We start from the raw sequence: 18,266 nt of genomic DNA, 5'->3' as shown, positions 1-18,266 counted from the left end.
ATCGCAGCGATTCAGGCGGCCGCTTTCCAGTTGCGCAGGTCGCGCGAGATCGCCTCGCGAACGTCCGTCAGGCGAATGCCGACAGAGGCGAGTTTGGCTGAGGACATGGTGCAGTTGCTTCGGGGAGTCTTTGCCGCCGTTCGCATGAACTCGGACTCGTCCTTGAAGAACTGAAAGTCTTTCGTGCAGACACCGCTGCCGCGGATGAGGTCGACAACCTCGCGCGTGGTGACCTCGCCGGGATTGGTGACATTGTAGGTGCCGAAAGGAACGTGCTTTTCCCAACAGGCGAACGTGGCGGCGACGAATTCGTGGAGTTGCGAAATTGAGTTGGTTGCTTCGAGAAGCCGGTTGTAGCGGATCAGTTTTGTGAGGTAGTTGCGCGGGCTGTCGATATGGTCGAACGGAATGCGCAGACGCCATACATAGACATTGGGATGCCCGTTGAGCACTTCTTCACCAAGGGCTTTGGTTCCACTGTAGAAGGAGCAGTTGTTTTGCCGAAACGTGAAATTGGGTGGATCGATTTCCGTGAAAGGAGAGCCGTCGTCGCGGGACCCCGTGTAAATGCATCCGCTGGAAACGTGACCCCACGGAACCCCTGCAGCCGCGCAGGCGGCTGCGATCGCACCCGGGAGGACGGCATTGCCCTGAAGACAGTCGGCCTTGTGCAATTCGCACGCATCCACATTCGGCTTTCCGGTGTAGCCTGCCGCATTGATCACGAACTCGGGGCGATCGGTCTTCAGCGCGGCTGCCAGCGCGGAGGGGTTTGCGTAGTCGAGGTCCTTTCGACGCAGGTTTCGGAAGGGAATGCCCTTGCGCGAAAGCAGTTGCTGATAGGCATTGCCGACATATCCCGAGCCGCCGAGCAGGTAGATCATAGACGCGACTAGGGTTGATTTGATCCGGGTCTGCCTCAAGTCGAAATACGGTGGGAAAAAACCCATGTGCGCAACCAGGTCTTGGTCGCGCAGACGTTTGGATGGGCGGGATAAGGCTGGCGTGGCTGATAGCCGGGCGCAAAGGTAGCGTCCTCATTTCAGGGAAAAATCGATGACGCTTTGGCTTTACCGCCTTATCTTTCTGCCTGCGCTGCTGCTGGCCTCCCCATATTACTTGTGGCGCATGCGAAGGCGGGGCGGGTATGGCCGGCACTTTGGCGATCGATTCGGAAGACTGGAACGATGTCCCCCTAGGCGGACCGGCGTCAGGCGCATTTGGATCCAGGCGGTGAGTGTCGGGGAATTGCTCGCCATCGGGCCGCTCCTGGAACGGCTGGCTGGCGAGCAATCCGTCGAGGTGGTTCTCACGACCACGACGAGCACGGGATTTCGACTGGCGGAGGAAAGGTATCACAGGTTTGCGGCGCTGATCGGATATTTTCCCATCGACGCCTGGTGGTTTTCTGCGCGCGCGTGGAGGAATCTGAATCCGGATCTTGCGGTGCTGGCTGAGGGAGAATGGTGGCCGGAGCACTTTGCCCAGGCCCGGCGCAGGCATGTGCCCATCGTTTCGATCAATGCGCGACTGAGTGACCGCAGTTTCCGCCGGATGCGACGGTTGAAAGGTCTGTTGCGGGCGCTCTTTGGCGATGTCGCCCGGATCCTTGCGAGTTCGGATCAGGACCGGAAGCGATTCATCGACGTGGGTTTCCGGGCGGACCAGGTGACAACGACTGGAAACCTCAAGCTGGACATGGCGGTGCCCGAGGTCGATTCGAACCAGCTCGAACACCTTCGCTCCTCGCTGGGGTTTTTAGATGGCGATTTTGTTCTCCTTGGATCATCGACCTGGCCGGGTGAGGAGCAGGCGCTCATTGAAACTTTGAGGCACCTTCGCAACAACGGGGTGGCGAGCCGGCTGCTGCTTGTTCCGCGTCACGCGGAGCGCAGGGGCGAAATCATTCCTGAGCTGGAGCGCTCGGGTTTCACATTTCACGTGAGATCCATGGGAGCCTGCAGCGGCGAGGTTGATATCCATTTGGCGGATACAACGGGGGAGCTCAGGCGCCTGACCCCGGTGGCCGATCTCGTGTTTGTGGGAAAGAGCCTTCCACCGCATGGCGAGGGGCAGACTCCGATAGAGGCTGCGGCGATGGGAAAGCCGCTGGTTTTCGGTCCGGTCATGAGCAATTTTCGGATCATTGCGCGCGAGTTGGTTGAAGCCGGGGCCGCTTGCGTCGTCGCGGATGGGCGGGAGCTGCTGACGGTCGTTGAGAAACTCGCCCGCGATGTCAGCCGGCGGGCGGAAATGGCGGAGGCGGCAAGGCGCTGGCACCGGGCAAACCTGGGTGCGCTGGATCGAACCCTGGACTTGCTGATGAAGCAGCTCGGCTGAATTGCAGGATGGCGCCGACCGTATATCCGCTGGTGCGCCTGGTGTTTACGGACTGGTGCCCGTGACGGACGTATATTGCAGGTGGTGAAGGCCCGGGGACAATTGGAGTACGCCCGCCTCGGCATTTGTCCTTGTGCCGTCCACCGTTAGCGAGCCGGAGCTGGCATTGAGGCTGACCGTATCCAGAAGCACCGCTGTGCCCGCGGGAACGTTGACCGTCAGCGCCTCTGACGACCAATCGACGTGGAGATCGCCGCGTGGCGTCGGCCAGACCGCCGAAATGTCCTTGAGTGCTCCGGGCGGGCGGCGCAGGGAGAACTCGGCCTGACCAGGGGCAACGGGATCGAGGCCGGCCAGCCACCGCGTGAGAGCCTGCGGAAAGATGCCGCACTCGCCCTGGGCATCCGCACGGGACGCGCGCTCCTCAATGCCACGGCGCCAAGTCCGATCCAGATGCCATTCCTCCCAGAACGTGCCGTTGTTCCCGGGTGCCGTGAGCTGATGCGCAAAGCGGGCTTTCAGGATCGCGAGAGCGTCATCCACACGGCTCTTTTCGCAGAATGCCGCCATAGTCCAATAGAGGAAGAGCGGCGTGGCGGGCACGACCGCGGGATCCGGGCCGAGCAGGCGCGGAAGTATGGCCGCTGTCTGATTGGCGTCGGCAATGTGCGCGGCGACAGCGAGCGCGTTGGCGTGTTCGGAAAGGCGAGACGAGAGACGGCCATCGACGAGCGCATCGGCGAAGAGCCGGGATTGTGCATTCCAAAACCTGTCGTGCAGCGTTTGGCGGAGTGCCGCTGCTCTTTCCCGCAAAACCGCGGCACCCGGTTCGCCGAGCCAGTCGAGTGTCTGCGCAACCGAATCAAGCGTCAGCACGTTGAGCGCATTCACGCAGAAGTTTGCGCCGCGGCGATCGATGTTCGCATGATCGATCCAATAGGGATACGGAGGATCCACGAGCAACCCATCGACGTCCGCGAGTTCCGCCAGCCGTGCCATCACCCTGCGGGCTGCAGGGAGGAGCTGGCGCGTGGTGGCTGTGTCGCCGCTGAAAAGCAGGTAGTCCCGCCAGCTCATGAGCCAGAAGAATTGGACGTCCAGGTACGGCATGTACTGGCCGTCGGTCATCGGGGCATAGGCGCCGAGCGTGCCGTCAGGCTCCTGCTCCTGGGCGTTTTGAAGCAGGTAGCGGCGCTGCAGCCAGGTGTCGCCAAAGGCGGCGTAGTTGCCGCGCGCCGCGTAGTAGGAGGTTTGTGGATACTGCCGGCGCTCGCGGTAGTTGTCCGTGTAGGCGTCGGTTGTGATCGTCTCGATCGTGCGCGCACCCGCGTCCCAGAGCCTTTCGACCCAGGCATCCTGCGGCGAGGAAAGGCTTCCGCGATGGGGCCAGGGATAGGTCAGGGCATTCACCCCGGCTTTGAAAAGCGTGACGGGCGAATCCGTATTGTGGACGATGATGGCAAGGTAGCGGGAAGGTTTGAAGTCCCAGGACTCCCAGCGATCGCGTCGCCCGGAGAGAATCACCCGGTCCGCCGCGAGCGAATTGAGGATCGTCGGGTCGAGGACGCGCTTGAGCATGTAGGGTGTCGTGAGAACATCGACGACAGTGCCTGCAGGTCCTTCAAGCTCCAGGCTGGGGTAGGCGTTGTGCACGCGCCCGAGATCAAAAACGAGACAGGATGCCCGCTGGGGTGTGGGCGCAAGCTTGAGAGGATAGACGATGGTCTCCGGGTCCGTTGCGCTGGGCGCGACGCGTGTCGGCTCCAGCTTGTCCAGGGACAATGGCCCAATCTTGTCCTCGGTGCTGGTGGCAAGCAGTCCGCTGGCGATGAGCCGGACGGCCGGAACCGTTGCCTGCTCGAGAAGAGGAATGTCGCGCGGCACGAGTTTCACCCATGGCGGGGTGATCGCGCGCGGCACGGAATCGGGTTGAGAGGCGGGCCACCATTGCATCCCAGGCAGCACTTGGTGACTGCCGTCAGCGGTGATGAAGCCGTCTGGAAGAAGGGAAACCGCTGCGGGCCATCGGCTGTCATTGAAATCGATTCCGATCCAATCGGCGGGCTGCCGGCGCAGGTCCACGCGATCGTTGAAGGCGTCGTGCCAGCGGTTGACGCGCGGGCTCTCACGATCCCACGCGGGATCCAGCTCAAGTTTCCAGCGTGTGTCCGTGCCAAGCACGAGTCCCTCGGACGTTTCGAGTTGCGCCAGCAGGCCGGGCCGAGGCGCCGAATGGTAGGAAACGGCGAGCCCCGCATGGTGGAAGCGCACGGCCATCACGTTTCGGCCTGCCTTCAAGAACGGGGTGAGATCGAGAGCGTCATAGGACTGGTGGTGCGCGGCGGAGCGGGCCGGCCCGCGGGCGACGAATTGCCCGTTGGTGAAAAGCTGGTACCGGGTGTCCGCGGTGATGAACAGCACGGCCTTCGCCGGCACCGCAGGAAGTTCGAAGGACCGGCGCGCAATAAACATCAGATTTTTTCCGCGGGGCGCTTCGCCGGAGCCAATCCAACAAGCCGTCCATTGCCTGGGTCCGTCGATCGAAGGAGGCGGATTCGCGAATCTGCCTGCGGCCACGCATGAGAGGCAGGTCGACAGGAGAGTGATGCCGCAGAAATGGATGATGTGCCTTCGGAAAACCATTGGGTAAAATTAAACGCGCGATGCCGTGAAGGGGCCTGTTGCCTTTCGATTGGCCGCCCTTTCTAGCAATTGTGTCGCGGTCCGCAAAGCAACTTGCACAGCGGCTTTGTTTACATCGTTGAGCAAGCGCGAATGGAAAACGGAAACGCCTTCGGACGACTCGATGAGAACCCGTTCGATCGAGATCACGTGAGTGTGGGATCACGATGGACGATGCCAGGTGCTTTGGTGGACCGAAGGGTGCCGTCCGGGCGAAAGTGTCGTCAAAAACTCATCCTGACTCCGAGATTCACACTGCGGCCGGGAAGCGGAGCAATTTCCTTGAGGAAGGATGTGTGGGCGCGGGCCTCTTCGTTTCCGAGGTTTGATCCACGAATGAACATTGTGTAGTCCACCTGACCGGTGGCGAAGCGGTAGCTGGCATCGGCGTTCAGGAGTGTGTAGCCGTCGGTCGGAAGTTCATGGCTGGCCACGCGGTGCTGGGCGGATACGAACTGCGCTTCGGCCGAGAGGCTGGCTGGACCATGCGCCCAGTCCAATCCGACCTTGGTCCGCCGGGGAGTGATCCGAGGCAGAGGGTCTCCGGAGTCATCATCCCGGGCGCGAACATAGTCCGTTGAGAGGCGAACATCCAGCGTGTTGACTCCCCTTTCGTGCAGGTGGAGGAACATCTCGCCTTCGACTCCCATGAATGTGGCATCCGTCTGGGCATATCGATAAACGGCCAGACCTTGGTCTGAGGCCGGATTGGATGCCTCCACCAGGAGCACCATCTTGTCGTCCTGGGAAACTGCGAATTGTCCCGTGGGCTTTGCGTAGGCAAAGCCGTCAAATCGATTGGCGAAGAGCGTGATTGCTCCGGTAATCCTGCCGATCCGGTGGCGGAGCGCAGTGTCGATGGAGTACGAGGTTTCGACGTCGAGATCCGGGCTGCCGATTTCATAGGCGTTGGTTCCAGGGTGCGGCCCATTGGCGTACCGCTCCTGCGCGTTCGGAGAACGCGTGCTGCGGGCAAGCGAAACGCTGAGGATCCAGTTTCCCGGCAGTCTCCAGACTGAGTTACCCGAAAGGCTGGGCAGCGTTTCCCGATGGGTGAAACCTGAGCCGTCACGCAGGGCAATCCCCTGGGTCTCCAGTCGCGCACCGAATTGAAGCGTGGCATTTCCAGTCGACACTTCCTCAAGCAGGAACATGGCCTGGGCGTCGGTGCGTGATGGAGGAACAAATGCCTCGTCACCCAATGCGGAAAAGTCGCTGTGGGAGCCCTGCCAGCCCATCTCACCCGAGAATCCGGAGATGGGCTGGTGAAGAATCTCAACGCGGGCATCGTAGCCTCGGTTGCGAAATACCGTTCCGATTGTGCCGTCTTCGATTTCCTGATGGCGATAGTTTGAAGAGCCCGCCTTGAAACGGACGCCGCGGAGAACTCCAATCGAGCGGGTGAGCGCACCTTGTGCGTCGAAGCGCCTTTGAACGAGGTCGATCTTCACTCCTTCTTCAGCATCGGCGCCGCCGGCAGACATCCCATGGCCGTCGGTTGCCTGATGCCCGTCGCCTTGCTCCTGCTCATGATCGTGCGCGCCCGATGGGATGCCATAGAGGGTGTTGTAGCCGCTCCAGGCAAAGCCGACAAAAGCGTCGCGCCCGATCCAGGACAAACCGGTCGCGCCTCCATCCGAATGGATGGCGGTGTTGGGAATACGGCCGTGGGCCTCGCGCTCCGGGTCGCTGCCGTTTTCGCCTTCGTCCTGTTCGATCGCGCGGAGGCGTGCGCTCTCGGCGAACCCCGGAATCTTCAGATCAGCGGTTGACCTGCGGAATCCATCGATGTGCCAGGCGAATGCGCCGGCGGCGCCTTCAAGCAGCAGTCCGGCGCTCTTCTCATCGTTGACGGATTGCGAGCGGACCTCGAGGCGACCTTCGAGGGGTTTGTCCGGTCTGGTTTCATGGATGCGGTGCGTGATGGTGTTCACGACACCGGCTATCGCATTGCCCCCATAGAGCAGTGCGGCGGGGCCGCGAACGACCTCGACCTTCTCAATCAGGAGCGGATCGAGGGAGACCGCGTGGTCCGGACTTGTGATGGATGCGTCAATCGTGCCGACGCCGTTTTCCAGAACCTTCAGGCGATCGCCTCCAATGCCCCGCACGATCGGCCGGCTCGCTCCCGGGCCGAAATAGGAGGATGCCACGCCGGTTTCACCCGCCAGCAGTTCGCCCAGCGATGTGGCCTGGCGCTGCGCCAGTCTGTTGCCATCGAGGACTGAAACAGACTGGGCGATTTCGTCCTGGGATCGTGCGTAGGGCGAGGTCGAGATGACAAATCGGTCGAGGTGCAGGGGCTCCTCGTCGGAGTGTTGCCGGGAGTGTGCGGTTTGCGCGGAAAGGGTCGTGGTTGCGATGCAGGCGGAAAACGAAAATCGTACAACATTCATGCTGAATCCGGTTGATGCACGCGCGCTTTCAGTGCGCGCATTGCAGGCATTGATGTCCAAACCGGGACGCCATTGCGGCGTCTCGGACCACCATTCAACTCAGACTCTTGGGCGGCGCGCGGCCCTGTGGCAGGAATCCGGACACTCGGCGAGGGTGCGCAAGTGCGCTTCGGTGGACTGGCTCCGCGAGGTTGCACGTCGGAGGCCGATCCGGCGCGACCGTGGGATTCGCCACGGTGAGCCCGGCTCCAAACCAAACCACCACGCAGCCGTGATCGGAACTGTCTTGCCCGGCTGCGTGATCGTGCGTGGCATGGTCGCCGGAGATGTTGTGCGCCCAGTCGTGAAGCGCCGGGCTCGCCGACATGAGGGCCAGCGCAACAACCAGCAGCGCACAGCTGGTCGAGAGGATTCGACCAAGTGTGCTCAATGCCGGATTTCTCACAGCCGTCATGTCGGTGGCATTATTGCACAGTCGTCAAGGGCCGGCTTCAATAGGCATATGAAAGGCCCGCGTAGAGGCCGCGGCCGTAGCCTGGCAGAAACTGGGGCTGGTCGGTGCCTTTTGCGTTTTCGATGACTCCCGTTATGGCGACTGCAGAGCAGTCAGCTGTAGGAATGCAATCGGCATCTCTCGGAATGTTGGAAAAGCGGAGCCCATGGATGCCAGTAATTTACCCAAGCAGAAAAAATGGCTATGGACCCGACCAAGCAGGCGGGTAGGTCGATTTCTGTCAGTTGTACCTTTGCTCACTGCGCGCTTGCGCATGGGACGTGCGTCAGGCGTGATGCGCGCAATGAGTAGTTTGAAACGGACAAGCCTGCATGAATTTCACGTTGCCCATGGCGGTCGCATGGTGGATTTCGCCGGTTGGGAAATGCCCGTGCAGTACAGGAGCATTCTTGAGGAACACAAGGCTGTCCGAAAGGCCGCCGGGCTCTTTGACGTTTCCCACATGGGCGAGGTCGACGTCAAGGGACCAGGGGCAGCCGATTTCCTGAACCACGTCATCACGAACGACGTCGGATCACTTTTCCCGGGGCGGGTCCTCTACTCGCCGATGTGTCATCCGACCGGGGGAGTGGTTGATGACCTCCTCGTCTATCAGCGGGCTCCCGAGGACTACTTTCTCTGCATAAATGCAGGCAATATCGCGCGCGATCTCGCCTGGCTGGAGGCTGAAGCCGGGCGTTTTGCAGTGACAGTGAATGATCGCTCTTGTGACTACGGTTTGATTGCAATCCAAGGACCTCTGGCATCGCTCATTGTCCAGGGCCTGACGGGTGCCCGGCTGGATTGCGTGAAAACCTACCATTTTGTCGAGGGCACGGTGGCGGGTGTGCAATGCATCATCAGCCGCACCGGTTACACGGGGGAGGATGGATTTGAGCTGTATCACGCTGCCTCGGATTCGGTGATGCTGACCGAGGCGGTGGTCGCCGCGGGCCTGCCGCATGGGCTTGAGCTGGCGGGCCTGGGCGCGCGCGATTCGCTCCGACTTGAAGCGGGGTACCCGCTCCATGGCCATGAATTGTCCGATCAGATCTCTCCCATCGCCGCCGGGCTTGGATGGACCGTCAAATTCGACAAATCAGCGGATTTTATCGGGCGCTCGACCCTGCTCGAGGAAAAGAAGAACGGCCCGGGAAAAAGGGTTGTTTATTTCAGGACGGGCGACCGGCGCATTGTGCGAGCCGAGGCTGCCGTGCTGTCCCAGGAAGGGGAGCCGGTTGGGCGTGTTCTTTCCGGTACTCTGTCCCCGATCCTCAATGAAGCGATTGGATCAGCGCTCGTGGATGCCGCTGCCGCGGGCACTCCGCTGGTTGCGGAGATTCGAGGGGCGCGGCTGCCATTGATCCGCGTAAAACCTCCCTTTGTTGAACTCCGAAAATCGACCTGACAGGCATCGAATTGCATCCAAATCCAACTTGATCTGAGGATGTCTCCTCGGATCCAATGGTGGTTTCAACAAGCCCCTTTACGCACTATGAGCAAAATCCCGGCCGATCTCCATTACGCAAAATCGCATGAGTGGGTGAAACAGGAAAGCGACGGAACGGTTCTTGTTGGAATCACCGATTATGCACAGAATTCGCTGGGCGACATCACCTACGTCCAGATTCCCAAGGTGGGAAGCAGATTCAAGACGGGTGAGGTCTTCGGAGTCGTGGAGAGTGTGAAGGCTGCCTCCGATCTTTATGCTCCGATTGCGGGTGAAGTGGTTGCGGCCAATCTCAAGTTGGAGCAGGCACCGGAGACGGTGAATCAGGATCCCTATACAGCGGGCTGGATAATGCGGTTGCGGCCGGACGCTGGGAGCGATCTTGGCTCCCTGTTTGACGCGCTGGCCTATGGCAAATTGACGGAGTAGGCAGCGGGCGGAGGCATTCCAGTCCCATCATCGCCTGTGAAGCTGTTCCTTGCATGCCTATCCGCATCAATCGCGCTGCTGCTGGGCGCATGCGCCAGGCGTGAAACGCAGGCGGGGAAGGGGGGCACCCGTGGGGGGACTCCACGGGAGGAAAGACAGCCCGTGGAAGTAACCCAGGTCAGGCGCATGGACTTGTCGGAAACGCTGAACGTGGTTGGTTCGGTTGCGCCCAACGAATCCGCGGAACTGCGAGCCGAAATTTCCGGCATCGTACGCGGAATCTTCTTTGAGGAAGGTCAGCCGGTCAAGAAGGGTGCCGTCCTGCTTAAGATCGACGATTCGGAACTGAGGGCCCAACTGGCGCAGGCGGAAGCGCGGTACCAGCTCACGGAGTTGAGTCTCCAGCGTGCGGAAAACCTGAGGCAGACGCAGTCAACCACGCTGGCTGAATTTGACCGGGCAAAATCGGAGTTTGCCTCCGCCAAGGCCGACCTTGCCGTGTTGAACCTTCGACTTGAGAAGATGGAGATCAAGGCTCCGTTCGATGGCATCGTCGGAGCCCGTGCATTGTCTCCCGGAGACTACGTTACGAGTCAGACATCGATCACGAGCATTGATGATCTCAGCAGGCTGAAAATCGAGTTTCAGGTGCCGGAACGGTTCCTTGCGAAGGTGCATCCCGGCACGGTTTTTTCCGTATCCTCGAGTTCACTGGAGCGAGGCAGACAGGTGCACGGCGAGGTCTATTTTGTGAGCTCAGTCATCGATCGATCGACTCGCGCCAGCTCGGTCAAGGGGCTGCTCATCGAACCACCTTCCAGCCTGAAGCCGGGCATGTTCGCAAACATCGAGGTGGTGCTCGAGGTCCGTCAAAAGGTTCTTGCTGTTCCGGAGGGTTCGATACTGACAACGACCAATGGCACCACGCTCATCGTGGCGAAGGAGGTGAATGGAGAAACGATTGCGGAATTCGTGCCCGTGCGCCTTGGACTTCGCTCCCGCAGCCTTGTGGAGGTCTCCCCTCTCAAGGGAGAACTGACTGAAGGCTCGCACATTGTGGCATCAGGGGTTGGCAGTTTGATACTATTTCCCGGGGCAAAACTTGAAATGCGTCCTCTCAAGGAGGAGTTTCGGCTTTGAATCACGCAGGCTGGGACCGCGGCGCATCCCCGACCTCCCTCCCGAGTTCCACCCCGGCCCGACCCTCGCCAGACCCATGACACTTTCCGACCTATCGATCAAGCGGCCGGTGATCTGTCTGGTTGCGTCAATACTCATCCTCCTTGTGGGAGGGCTCTCGTTTCGCAATCTGCCGGTGCGTGAATATCCGGTGACGGATCCACCGGTCATTTCGGTCGAAACGAGCTATCCGGGCGCCTCGGCCGAGGTGGTGGAGTCGAAAATCACGGAGCCGCTCGAAAAGGATCTTTCGGCGATAGACGGCATCCGGTTTCTTCGGTCGAGTTCGGTGGAGGGTGAGTCGCGCATCACGCTCGAGTTCAATCTCAATCGAAACCTGGATGAGGCGGCCAACGACGTGCGTGACCGCGTATCGCGCGCCCGCAACAATCTTCCGCAGGAGGCGCGGGAATCCCAGGTCTCCAAGGTCGAGGCGGACGCCAGTCCCATACTCTCCGTTTCATTCAAATCCGACACCTTTTCCAGGCTGGAACTCTACGATTTCGCGGATCGATTTGCCGTGCAACGATTCCAAACCGTGCCCGGCGTGGGTTCGGTTGTGATTCGAGGACCCCGGTACACGATGCGACTGTGGGTGGACAGTGATCGGCTCGCGGCCCACGGGCTGACAGTTGCCGACATTGAGAGCGCACTTCGACAGCAGAACGTGGAAATACCGGGCGGGCGCATCGAGTCGGTCTCCCGCGAATTCACTGTTCGGGTGCAGGGCAACATGTCGGAGACCGCTGACTTCGAGAATCTGGTCCTGGCGACACGAGGCGGCTACCAGATCAAGTTCTCGGACGTGGGCCGTGTGGAGCTTGGGGCGGGAATCAATGATCTTCGCAGTGAGACTTTCTTCAGGGGACAGTCGTCGGTCAGCGTGCTGATCATCCGGCAGTCGCAGGCGAATCTGCTGGACGTGGCCAATGCGATCAAGGCGCTGGTTCCCTCGATTCAGCGCGAAATGCCGGAAGGGGTGACGCTGACGGTGAGTTATGACACCAGCGTGTTCGTCGATCGTTCGGTCAAGGAGGTCTACAAGACGCTTGGTGAGGCGACGCTGTTGGTGATCTTTGTGCTGTTCTTCTTCCTGCGCGACTGGCGTGCGACATTCATTCCCCTCCTTGCCATTCCGGTTTCCATCGTGGGGGCCTTCGCGGTGATGTCCTGGCTCAATTTCACGCTGAACGTGCTCACTCTGCTGGCGCTTGTGCTGGCCGTCGGGCTTGTGGTGGATGACGCGATCGTGATGCTCGAGAACATCTATCGGCGGATCGAGGAAGGAGAGAAGCCGATATCCGCGGCGGTCCATGGAGCGCGGCAGGTTGCGTTTGCAGTGATCGCGACGACGCTGACGCTGGTGGCGGTGTTTGTGCCGGTCGCCTTCCAGTCCGGTCAGACCGGCCGCCTGTTCTACGAGTTCGGTTTCACGCTTGCCATTGCGGTGCTGGTGTCCGCGTTTGTGGCGCTGACCCTCACTCCGATGCTTTGTTCGCGCATGCTGAAGGCCAGGCGAACGAAGGATGGCCTGGCTGATCATGGCTGGATCTATCGCCGGACTGAACCCTTCTTTGCATGGGTCAACGGCGGGTATTCGGCGATGCTTCGAGGAGCGTTGAAGGCGAAGACGCTTGTGCTGATTTTCGCACTGTTGTTTTCGTGCCTGGGGCTGTGGCTGTACACCAGGCTCCAAAGGGAGCTGATACCGGTCGAGGACCGCGGAATTTTCACGGCGCAGTTCATTCCGCCGGTTGGTTCAACGCCGGCCTATGTCCAGGTTTACTCCAAGGAAATGGAGCGCATGATCCTCAACATCCCGGAGGTGGATCGCACGTTTCACCGCACGGCGCCGGACCGGGCGTTCATATTCGCGACGCTGAAGCCGTGGGAGGAGCGGACGAGGAAGACGCAGGACTTGATCGCGGAGCTGCGGAGGAAGTTCAGTGCGAACATCACCGGGGGCATTGCCTTTCCATCCCCCGTGCGCCCCATTGGCAGCCGCCGGGATGCCTCCGGCCTTCAGATGGTCCTGCAGGGGGCCGATTTTCGCACGCTGCAGGTGACGGCGGCAAAATTTCTGGATGAGATGCGGCGCAGCGGCATCTTTCTTCAGCCGAGGATCGATCCGCAGCCGACAAAGCCCCAGCTTGCGGTTCGCATCGATCGGGCGCTTGCCGCGGACCTGAAGGTCCCCATCAGCGAGATTGCGGGCACGCTTGAATCGCTGCTCGGCGGCAAACGCGTCACCCAGTTTCAGCGTGGCAATCAGCAGTACGACGTTGTGGTTCGGGTTGAGGACGACAGACGCGTGACGCCCTCCGATCTCGGCAAGCTCTATGTGCGTTCCCGCGACGGGCAGCTCATACAGCTGGCGAGTCTCGTAACCACGATTGAGGATGTGGTGCCGGAAAGCTATCCCCATCTCAACCGACTGCGTTCGGTCACCGTCTCAGGCCAGCTGGCGACGGGGAAGGTCATGGGAGACGGCATTGCATTCATGCAGGAAAAGGCGAAGAGCATCCTGCCTGCCGGGTACCGCTACGCCTGGGATGGAGAGACCCGCGACTTTCTCGACAGCTCGAGTGACACATTCATGCTTTTCGGTCTGGCGCTGGTTTTCACGTTCCTGATTCTGGCCGCGCAATTTGAATCCTGGATACATCCCATCACGATTTTCACGGCGATCATCCTGGCGATTTCGGGCGGGCTGATGGTGTTGTATTGCACGCGATTCTGGGGACCCGCGATGACGGACAATCTTTTTTCGCGTTTCGGCCTGATCATGCTGATCGGATTGGTGGCCAAGAACGGCATCCTGATAGTCGAGTTCGCCAATGAACTCCAACTCCATGGCAAGAGCGCATTTGACGCCGCCTATGAGGCGGCATCGCTTCGCTTCCGTCCGATCATGATGACCACGATCTCCACGGTGCTTGGAGCGGTGCCGATCGCGTTTGCGACCGGTGCGGGTGCGGAATCGCGCAATCCGATGGGCCTTGTGATCGTTGGCGGCCTGACGCTCGCCACGGCCATCTCCCTCTTCGTCGTTCCGATCGCCTACATTGTTGTCGACAGGATTGTCTTCAAGGTGACCGGACACGGAAGCGCGCAGGGGCTCACCAAGGCCCTGGAGATCGAGCGTGAAACCTCGGCCGCAGCCGAGCGTTCAGTGAACGCGGGGTAGCCGGGTCGAGCGTTCGATCACACTTTTCCAGAACGCTCGTACTTGCGGCGCTCGGTCGCGCTGAGGATGCGTTTGCGAAGACGCAGGCTCTTTGGCGTGACCTCGACAAATTCGTCCGCGGCGATGTATTCGATGGCGCGTTCAAGGGAGAGCTTGGTGGCCGGGGTCAGTCCTGTCGCCACACCTTCACCCTGTGAGCGGAAGTTGGTCAGCTTCTTTTCCCTGACAGCATTGATCGGAATGTCCTCGTTGCGCGGGTTTTCGCCGACTATCATGCCCTCGTAAACCTGTTCGCCTGGGGCCACGAAGAGTTTGCCTCGTTCCTGGCACATCACCAGCGCGTAGGAAGTGGTCTCCCCGGCCTCCGTTGCAATGAGGGTGCCGGTGAGGCGGGTGAGAACTTCTCCCGCATAGGGACCGTACTCCTTGAACAAGTGATTGGTCACGCCTCGGCCACTTGTCGCGTTGATGACATCAATCTCAAGGCCGATCAGCCCCCGGGTGGTGATGGTTGCCTCGATCATGGTCGAGTAAGGGAGCTTTTCCATGTTGGTAAGCTGTCCCTTGCGATTGGCGAGGTTCTGCATGATCGCACCGACACATTCGTCCGGAACCTCTATCCAGACGGTTTCGAAGGGTTCGAGCCGCTGACCGTTCACATGTTTTTCAATGACAGTCGGCCGCGAGACCAGGAGCTCGAATCCCTCCCGTCGCATCGTTTCGACGAGCACGGCGATCTGCATGGCACCGCGCGCCTTGACGTTGAAGACGCCGGCCTTGTCGCTGTCCTCGACGCTGATCGAGACATTGGTCTTGAGCTCGCGGAACAACCTGTCGCGAAGCTGGCGTGAAGTGACAAGTTTGCCCTCCCTGCCGACCAGCGGTCCATCGTTGACGCAAAACTGCATTTCCAGCGTCGGTGGATCGATCTGGGTGAATGGCATCGCGTGGCCATTTTCGTCAGCGGTCAGCGTGTCGCCGATGTCGATGTCCTCGAAGCCGGAGAGTCCGACGATGTTTCCCGCGGAGGCTGAATCATTCTCACGCGTCCCGAGACCTGTGAATTCAAACACCTTGGTGATCTTGCCACGCATCCGCTGGCCATCCGCGTGGCGAATGACGAATACCGGATCGCCGACATTCACCCGGCCGCCTAGAATTTTTCCAACGGCGATTCGGCCGACGTAGTCGCTCCAGTCGATGTTGGAGACAAGCATGTGGAACGGCTCGTTCGGCTTGGCGAAGGGGGGAGGGATGTGGTCCAGCACTGTTTCAAACAGCGGCGTCATGTCCTTCCGCTCGTCGCCAAGATGGTACATCATGTAGCCGTCTCGTCCGGAGCCGTAAACGACGGGGGCGTCGAACTGTTCCTCGGTGGCATTGAGCTCGAGCAGCAGCTCGAGCACCTTTTCGTACATCTTCTTGGGATCGGCGTTGTCGCGATCAATCTTGTTGATGACGATCACGACCTTGAGTCCGTGAGTCAGCGCCTTGCGAAGCACGAAACGGGTCTGGGCCTGAGGGCCGTCATAGGCGTCGACCACGAGGAGAACACCGTCGACCATGCGCAGGGCGCGTTCCACTTCGCCGCCGAAATCGGCGTGGCCGGGGGTGTCGACGATGTTGATGGTCTTGTCCTTCCAGTGGACCGAAGTGTTCTTGGCCTTGATCGTGATTCCCTTTTCCCGCTCCAGGTCCATCGAATCCATGACGCGTTCCTCGACGTGCTGGTTTGCCCGGTAGACACCGCCTTCCTTGAGAAGCTTGTCCACCAGGGTTGTCTTCCCGTGGTCGACGTGTGCGATGATTGCGATGTTTCTGATTTCCTGGTTCATGGATCGATTCGCAGCCGGGGCTGCGGGTTGAAAAACCCGACAGCGTGCCTGTGCGGGATTTTTATGGCAAGGCGGAAGCCCGGTTTCTCTTCGTGCTTCGAACACTTCCAGATGATGCATGGATTGATTAACGGTTGATTCGTAGACCGTTGCGCTTCGTCCATGGGGCCGGACACCCGATCAGTTTCCGATTCCGTGGGCGTTCGACTGCAGATTCGTCCGCAATCCGAGGTGGCGGCCTGCAGCAAACCTGCAGCTGCCTCAGGATGCTTCGGCTCAACATCATGTCGAACATATTGTTAATCAGATTGTAATTATGATTAACAATAGGCTTGGCTTTCCATAATGCGTTTGAGCAGATTCAAGAAATGAACGGAGTGAAGTTTGCGCGGCGCGCAGGGGTGCTTTTTGAATTCGGCCTGATTCTTGCATTCGGCATCATGCACGCCCACGCGGGCGAGGCATCGAATCCCGTGTTCGAGTTGCCGGCGGTCGCCGTTGGCACTCTTCATGTGGCCAATTGGGAACCGGGTTCAACATTTCCCACTCCGGTCACTGCGCTCAGGTTTGAGCCGCTCGTCGATGTGCTGGCTCGGAACATGGCCGAGGGGCAATCCGACGTGGCGATTCGCGGTGGCATTTTTGAGCAGACCGGTTTCAAGGTGGGCGCTTCATCGATCCATGATCCACAGACCGGACACTATTTTGCCGAGATTCCCATTGCACCTGCAATGCTTGGAGCCCCGGAGATATTGACCGGGTACGACAACGCCTTGCGTGGATGGAATGCGGGTGCTGGAACTGTGGCGTATTCATGGCGCCCGATTTCGGATCACGGATACATTTCGGTGGGTGCCGGAGAGTTTTCACTTTGGCGGGCCGAGTTCTATCAAGGCAGTCGTCGCGAAATTGGGGATGGGCGTTACAGCGTCGGAGCTGACGCGCAGTGGGGGGCATCGAGTTCGCAGGGCACGCGACCGTACGGGGATCATGACTTTTCGCGTGTCGGAACGCGGATTCAGCTGTCCGGGCCGCGAAGCCAGACGGACCTCTATGCAGGATACCAGGCGAAGTTTTTCGGCTGGCGAAACCTCTACACACCATTCAATTCCCTGGAAACCGACAGGCTTCAGACGGTGCTTCTCATGCTGAACCATCGCATCAGCGGGCAGAACGGGGATTTTTTCGAAGCGGGGGGCTACTATCGTCGCAACAAGGATGACTATGCCTTCAACCGGCTGCTGCCGTTGGGAACGGTCCATCCGTTTCAGCATACGACCTGGGTGTATGGAGCCAGCGCGGAACTGCGCAGGACTGTCGGCGACATCGTCTGGAATGGAACAGGAACGGTCATCCGAGATGCCCTGAAGTCCACCTCGCTCACCGCCGGTCGATTTCGCCAGCGGGATCACCTGAAACTCGTGGCGGCCCCCGAACGCTCCTGGCAGCTCAATGCGGACCGAAAATTCACAGCGAAGGCGGGGTTGTCCTACGACGACACGAATCGCGATGCATCGTCGCTTTCTCCGCTTGCTGAAATTTCGATCCGGAGACCATTGGCGACGGATGGGTGGAATCGCCTGTACGCCAGTTTCTCAAGGACAACCCAGACCCCGACATACACGGCGCTGAATTCAGCGAGCGGAGCGGGACTCTTTCGGGGGAACCCCGATCTCGGGCGCGAAGCAGCTCGGAATCTCGAGGTCGGCGGCAGCGCCATATGGGCGGGTTGGGCGGCGTCGGCGGCCGTCTTCCATCGCTGGGATGATGGATTGGTTGACTGGACCTATCGCCGGGGAGTGACGGCGCGAACCGCCAGTCCTGTGGACCTGAAAACGTCGGGCGTCGAACTTGTGCTGCGCCGGCAGGTTCAGAGGCTGGACCTCGCACTGGGCTACACCTTTTTCCACCGGGAATCAGACTACGGTTCGGCGACGGTTGACGCCAGTTTCTACGCGCTGAATTTTCCGAAACACCGGTTGACGGCTTCCGCCACATTGCGGCTCGGTCGTGGATGGGAGCTTCGCGCGGATCATGAGTTCCGGATTCAGGAGGACAACGCGCTGCGTCGGGAGGGAGGCGATGAAGCGATAATCGGCTTGATTGGCGCCTACTACTCGCCGCCTGTGATGCGAGGGCTGACCCTTGGCGTGCAGGTTGACAACCTGTGGAATGAGAATTTCGAGGAAGTGCCCGCCGTGCCGGCAGGTCGGAGGCAGGTTTCAACGGGAGTGAATTTTCGCTGGTAGTTCAGGCCGACGCGCGGAGGGCGACT

The 18,266-nt window shown here is 60.2% G+C and carries 11 protein-coding genes; 6 read left to right on the top strand and 5 right to left on the bottom strand.

Translation table 11 applies throughout. The features are described 5' to 3' along the window. Window positions 1-11: 11 nt before the first annotated feature. Window positions 12-884, bottom strand: a complete 873-nt coding sequence (locus HS122_00500) for a sugar nucleotide-binding protein (protein ID MBE7536876.1) — start codon at window positions 882-884, stop codon at window positions 12-14. A 172-nt stretch (window positions 885-1,056) separates the two neighbouring features. Between HS122_00500 and HS122_00495 the strand changes: the two genes are divergently transcribed. Then, complete coding sequence (locus tag HS122_00495; GenBank protein ID MBE7536875.1) at window positions 1,057-2,340, top strand: 3-deoxy-D-manno-octulosonic acid transferase; 1,284 nt, start codon at window positions 1,057-1,059, stop codon at window positions 2,338-2,340. Window positions 2,341-2,385: 45 nt separating this feature from the next. Here the strand turns inward: HS122_00495 and HS122_00490 are convergent, their stop codons facing one another. The 3 genes from HS122_00490 to HS122_00480 all read right to left on the bottom strand — a co-directional run bounded on the left by HS122_00490 (window position 2,386) and on the right by HS122_00480 (window position 7,872). After that, the gene (locus HS122_00490) at window positions 2,386-4,812 is read right to left on the bottom strand and encodes an alpha-L-rhamnosidase N-terminal domain-containing protein (GenBank protein MBE7536874.1); all 2,427 of its coding nucleotides are present in this window, start codon (window positions 4,810-4,812) and stop codon (window positions 2,386-2,388) included. Window positions 4,813-5,246: 434 nt separating this feature from the next. Further along, the gene (locus tag HS122_00485) at window positions 5,247-7,418 is read right to left on the bottom strand and encodes a TonB-dependent receptor (protein MBE7536873.1); all 2,172 of its coding nucleotides are present in this window, start codon (window positions 7,416-7,418) and stop codon (window positions 5,247-5,249) included. Window positions 7,419-7,512: 94 nt separating this feature from the next. Further along, a complete protein-coding gene (locus HS122_00480) occupies window positions 7,513-7,872 on the bottom strand; it encodes a hypothetical protein (GenBank protein MBE7536872.1) in 360 nt (119 codons plus the stop codon). A 343-nt stretch (window positions 7,873-8,215) separates the two neighbouring features. Here HS122_00480 and gcvT point away from each other — a divergent pair, with 343 nt between their 5' ends. From gcvT to HS122_00460, 4 genes are all read left to right on the top strand, one after another. After that, window positions 8,216-9,319, top strand: coding sequence for a glycine cleavage system aminomethyltransferase GcvT (gene gcvT, locus HS122_00475; GenBank protein ID MBE7536871.1), 1,104 nt, complete (start codon window positions 8,216-8,218; stop codon window positions 9,317-9,319). Between the two features lie 87 nt (window positions 9,320-9,406). Further along, window positions 9,407-9,790, top strand: a complete 384-nt coding sequence (gcvH, locus tag HS122_00470; protein MBE7536870.1) for a glycine cleavage system protein GcvH — start codon at window positions 9,407-9,409, stop codon at window positions 9,788-9,790. 36 nt (window positions 9,791-9,826) lie between these two features. Next, window positions 9,827-10,930 (top strand): efflux RND transporter periplasmic adaptor subunit, encoded by a 1,104-nt coding sequence (locus HS122_00465; protein MBE7536869.1) that lies wholly within the window; start codon window positions 9,827-9,829, stop codon window positions 10,928-10,930. Between the two features lie 76 nt (window positions 10,931-11,006). After that, entirely contained in the window at window positions 11,007-14,156 is a 3,150-nt protein-coding gene (locus HS122_00460; protein ID MBE7536868.1) for an efflux RND transporter permease subunit, read from the top strand. Window positions 14,157-14,173: 17 nt separating this feature from the next. Here HS122_00460 and typA read toward each other — a convergent pair whose 3' ends face one another. Then, window positions 14,174-15,991: a translational GTPase TypA gene (typA, locus tag HS122_00455; GenBank protein MBE7536867.1), complete on the bottom strand. Its 1,818-nt coding sequence runs from the start codon at window positions 15,989-15,991 to the stop codon at window positions 14,174-14,176. 368 nt (window positions 15,992-16,359) lie between these two features. On the opposite strand from typA, the gene HS122_00450 reads away from it, so the two are divergent. Continuing rightward, complete coding sequence (locus HS122_00450; GenBank protein MBE7536866.1) at window positions 16,360-18,240, top strand: TonB-dependent receptor; 1,881 nt, start codon at window positions 16,360-16,362, stop codon at window positions 18,238-18,240. Window positions 18,241-18,266: the final 26 nt, after the last annotated feature.

This window comes from Opitutaceae bacterium (genome assembly GCA_015075305.1).
In the GTDB taxonomy this organism is placed as follows: domain Bacteria; phylum Verrucomicrobiota; class Verrucomicrobiia; order Opitutales; family Opitutaceae; genus UBA6669.
This window is presented reverse-complemented; position numbering and strand designations above follow the sequence as displayed.

Bases quoted from the DNA above. Each gene is read 5' to 3' on its own strand.
- HS122_00500 (MBE7536876.1), bottom strand. From the start codon at position 884: ATGATCTACCTGCTCGGCGGCTCGGGATATGTCGGCAATGCCTATCAG.
- HS122_00495 (MBE7536875.1), top strand. From the start codon at position 1,057: ATGACGCTTTGGCTTTACCGCCTTATCTTTCTGCCTGCGCTGCTGCTG.
- HS122_00490 (MBE7536874.1), bottom strand. From the start codon at position 4,812: ATGTTTATTGCGCGCCGGTCCTTCGAACTTCCTGCGGTGCCGGCGAAG.
- HS122_00485 (MBE7536873.1), bottom strand. From the start codon at position 7,418: ATGAATGTTGTACGATTTTCGTTTTCCGCCTGCATCGCAACCACGACC.
- HS122_00480 (MBE7536872.1), bottom strand. From the start codon at position 7,872: ATGACGGCTGTGAGAAATCCGGCATTGAGCACACTTGGTCGAATCCTC.
- gcvT (MBE7536871.1), top strand. From the start codon at position 8,216: ATGAGTAGTTTGAAACGGACAAGCCTGCATGAATTTCACGTTGCCCAT.
- gcvH (MBE7536870.1), top strand. From the start codon at position 9,407: ATGAGCAAAATCCCGGCCGATCTCCATTACGCAAAATCGCATGAGTGG.
- HS122_00460 (MBE7536868.1), top strand. From the start codon at position 11,007: ATGACACTTTCCGACCTATCGATCAAGCGGCCGGTGATCTGTCTGGTT.
- typA (MBE7536867.1), bottom strand. From the start codon at position 15,991: ATGAACCAGGAAATCAGAAACATCGCAATCATCGCACACGTCGACCAC.
- HS122_00450 (MBE7536866.1), top strand. From the start codon at position 16,360: ATGAACGGAGTGAAGTTTGCGCGGCGCGCAGGGGTGCTTTTTGAATTC.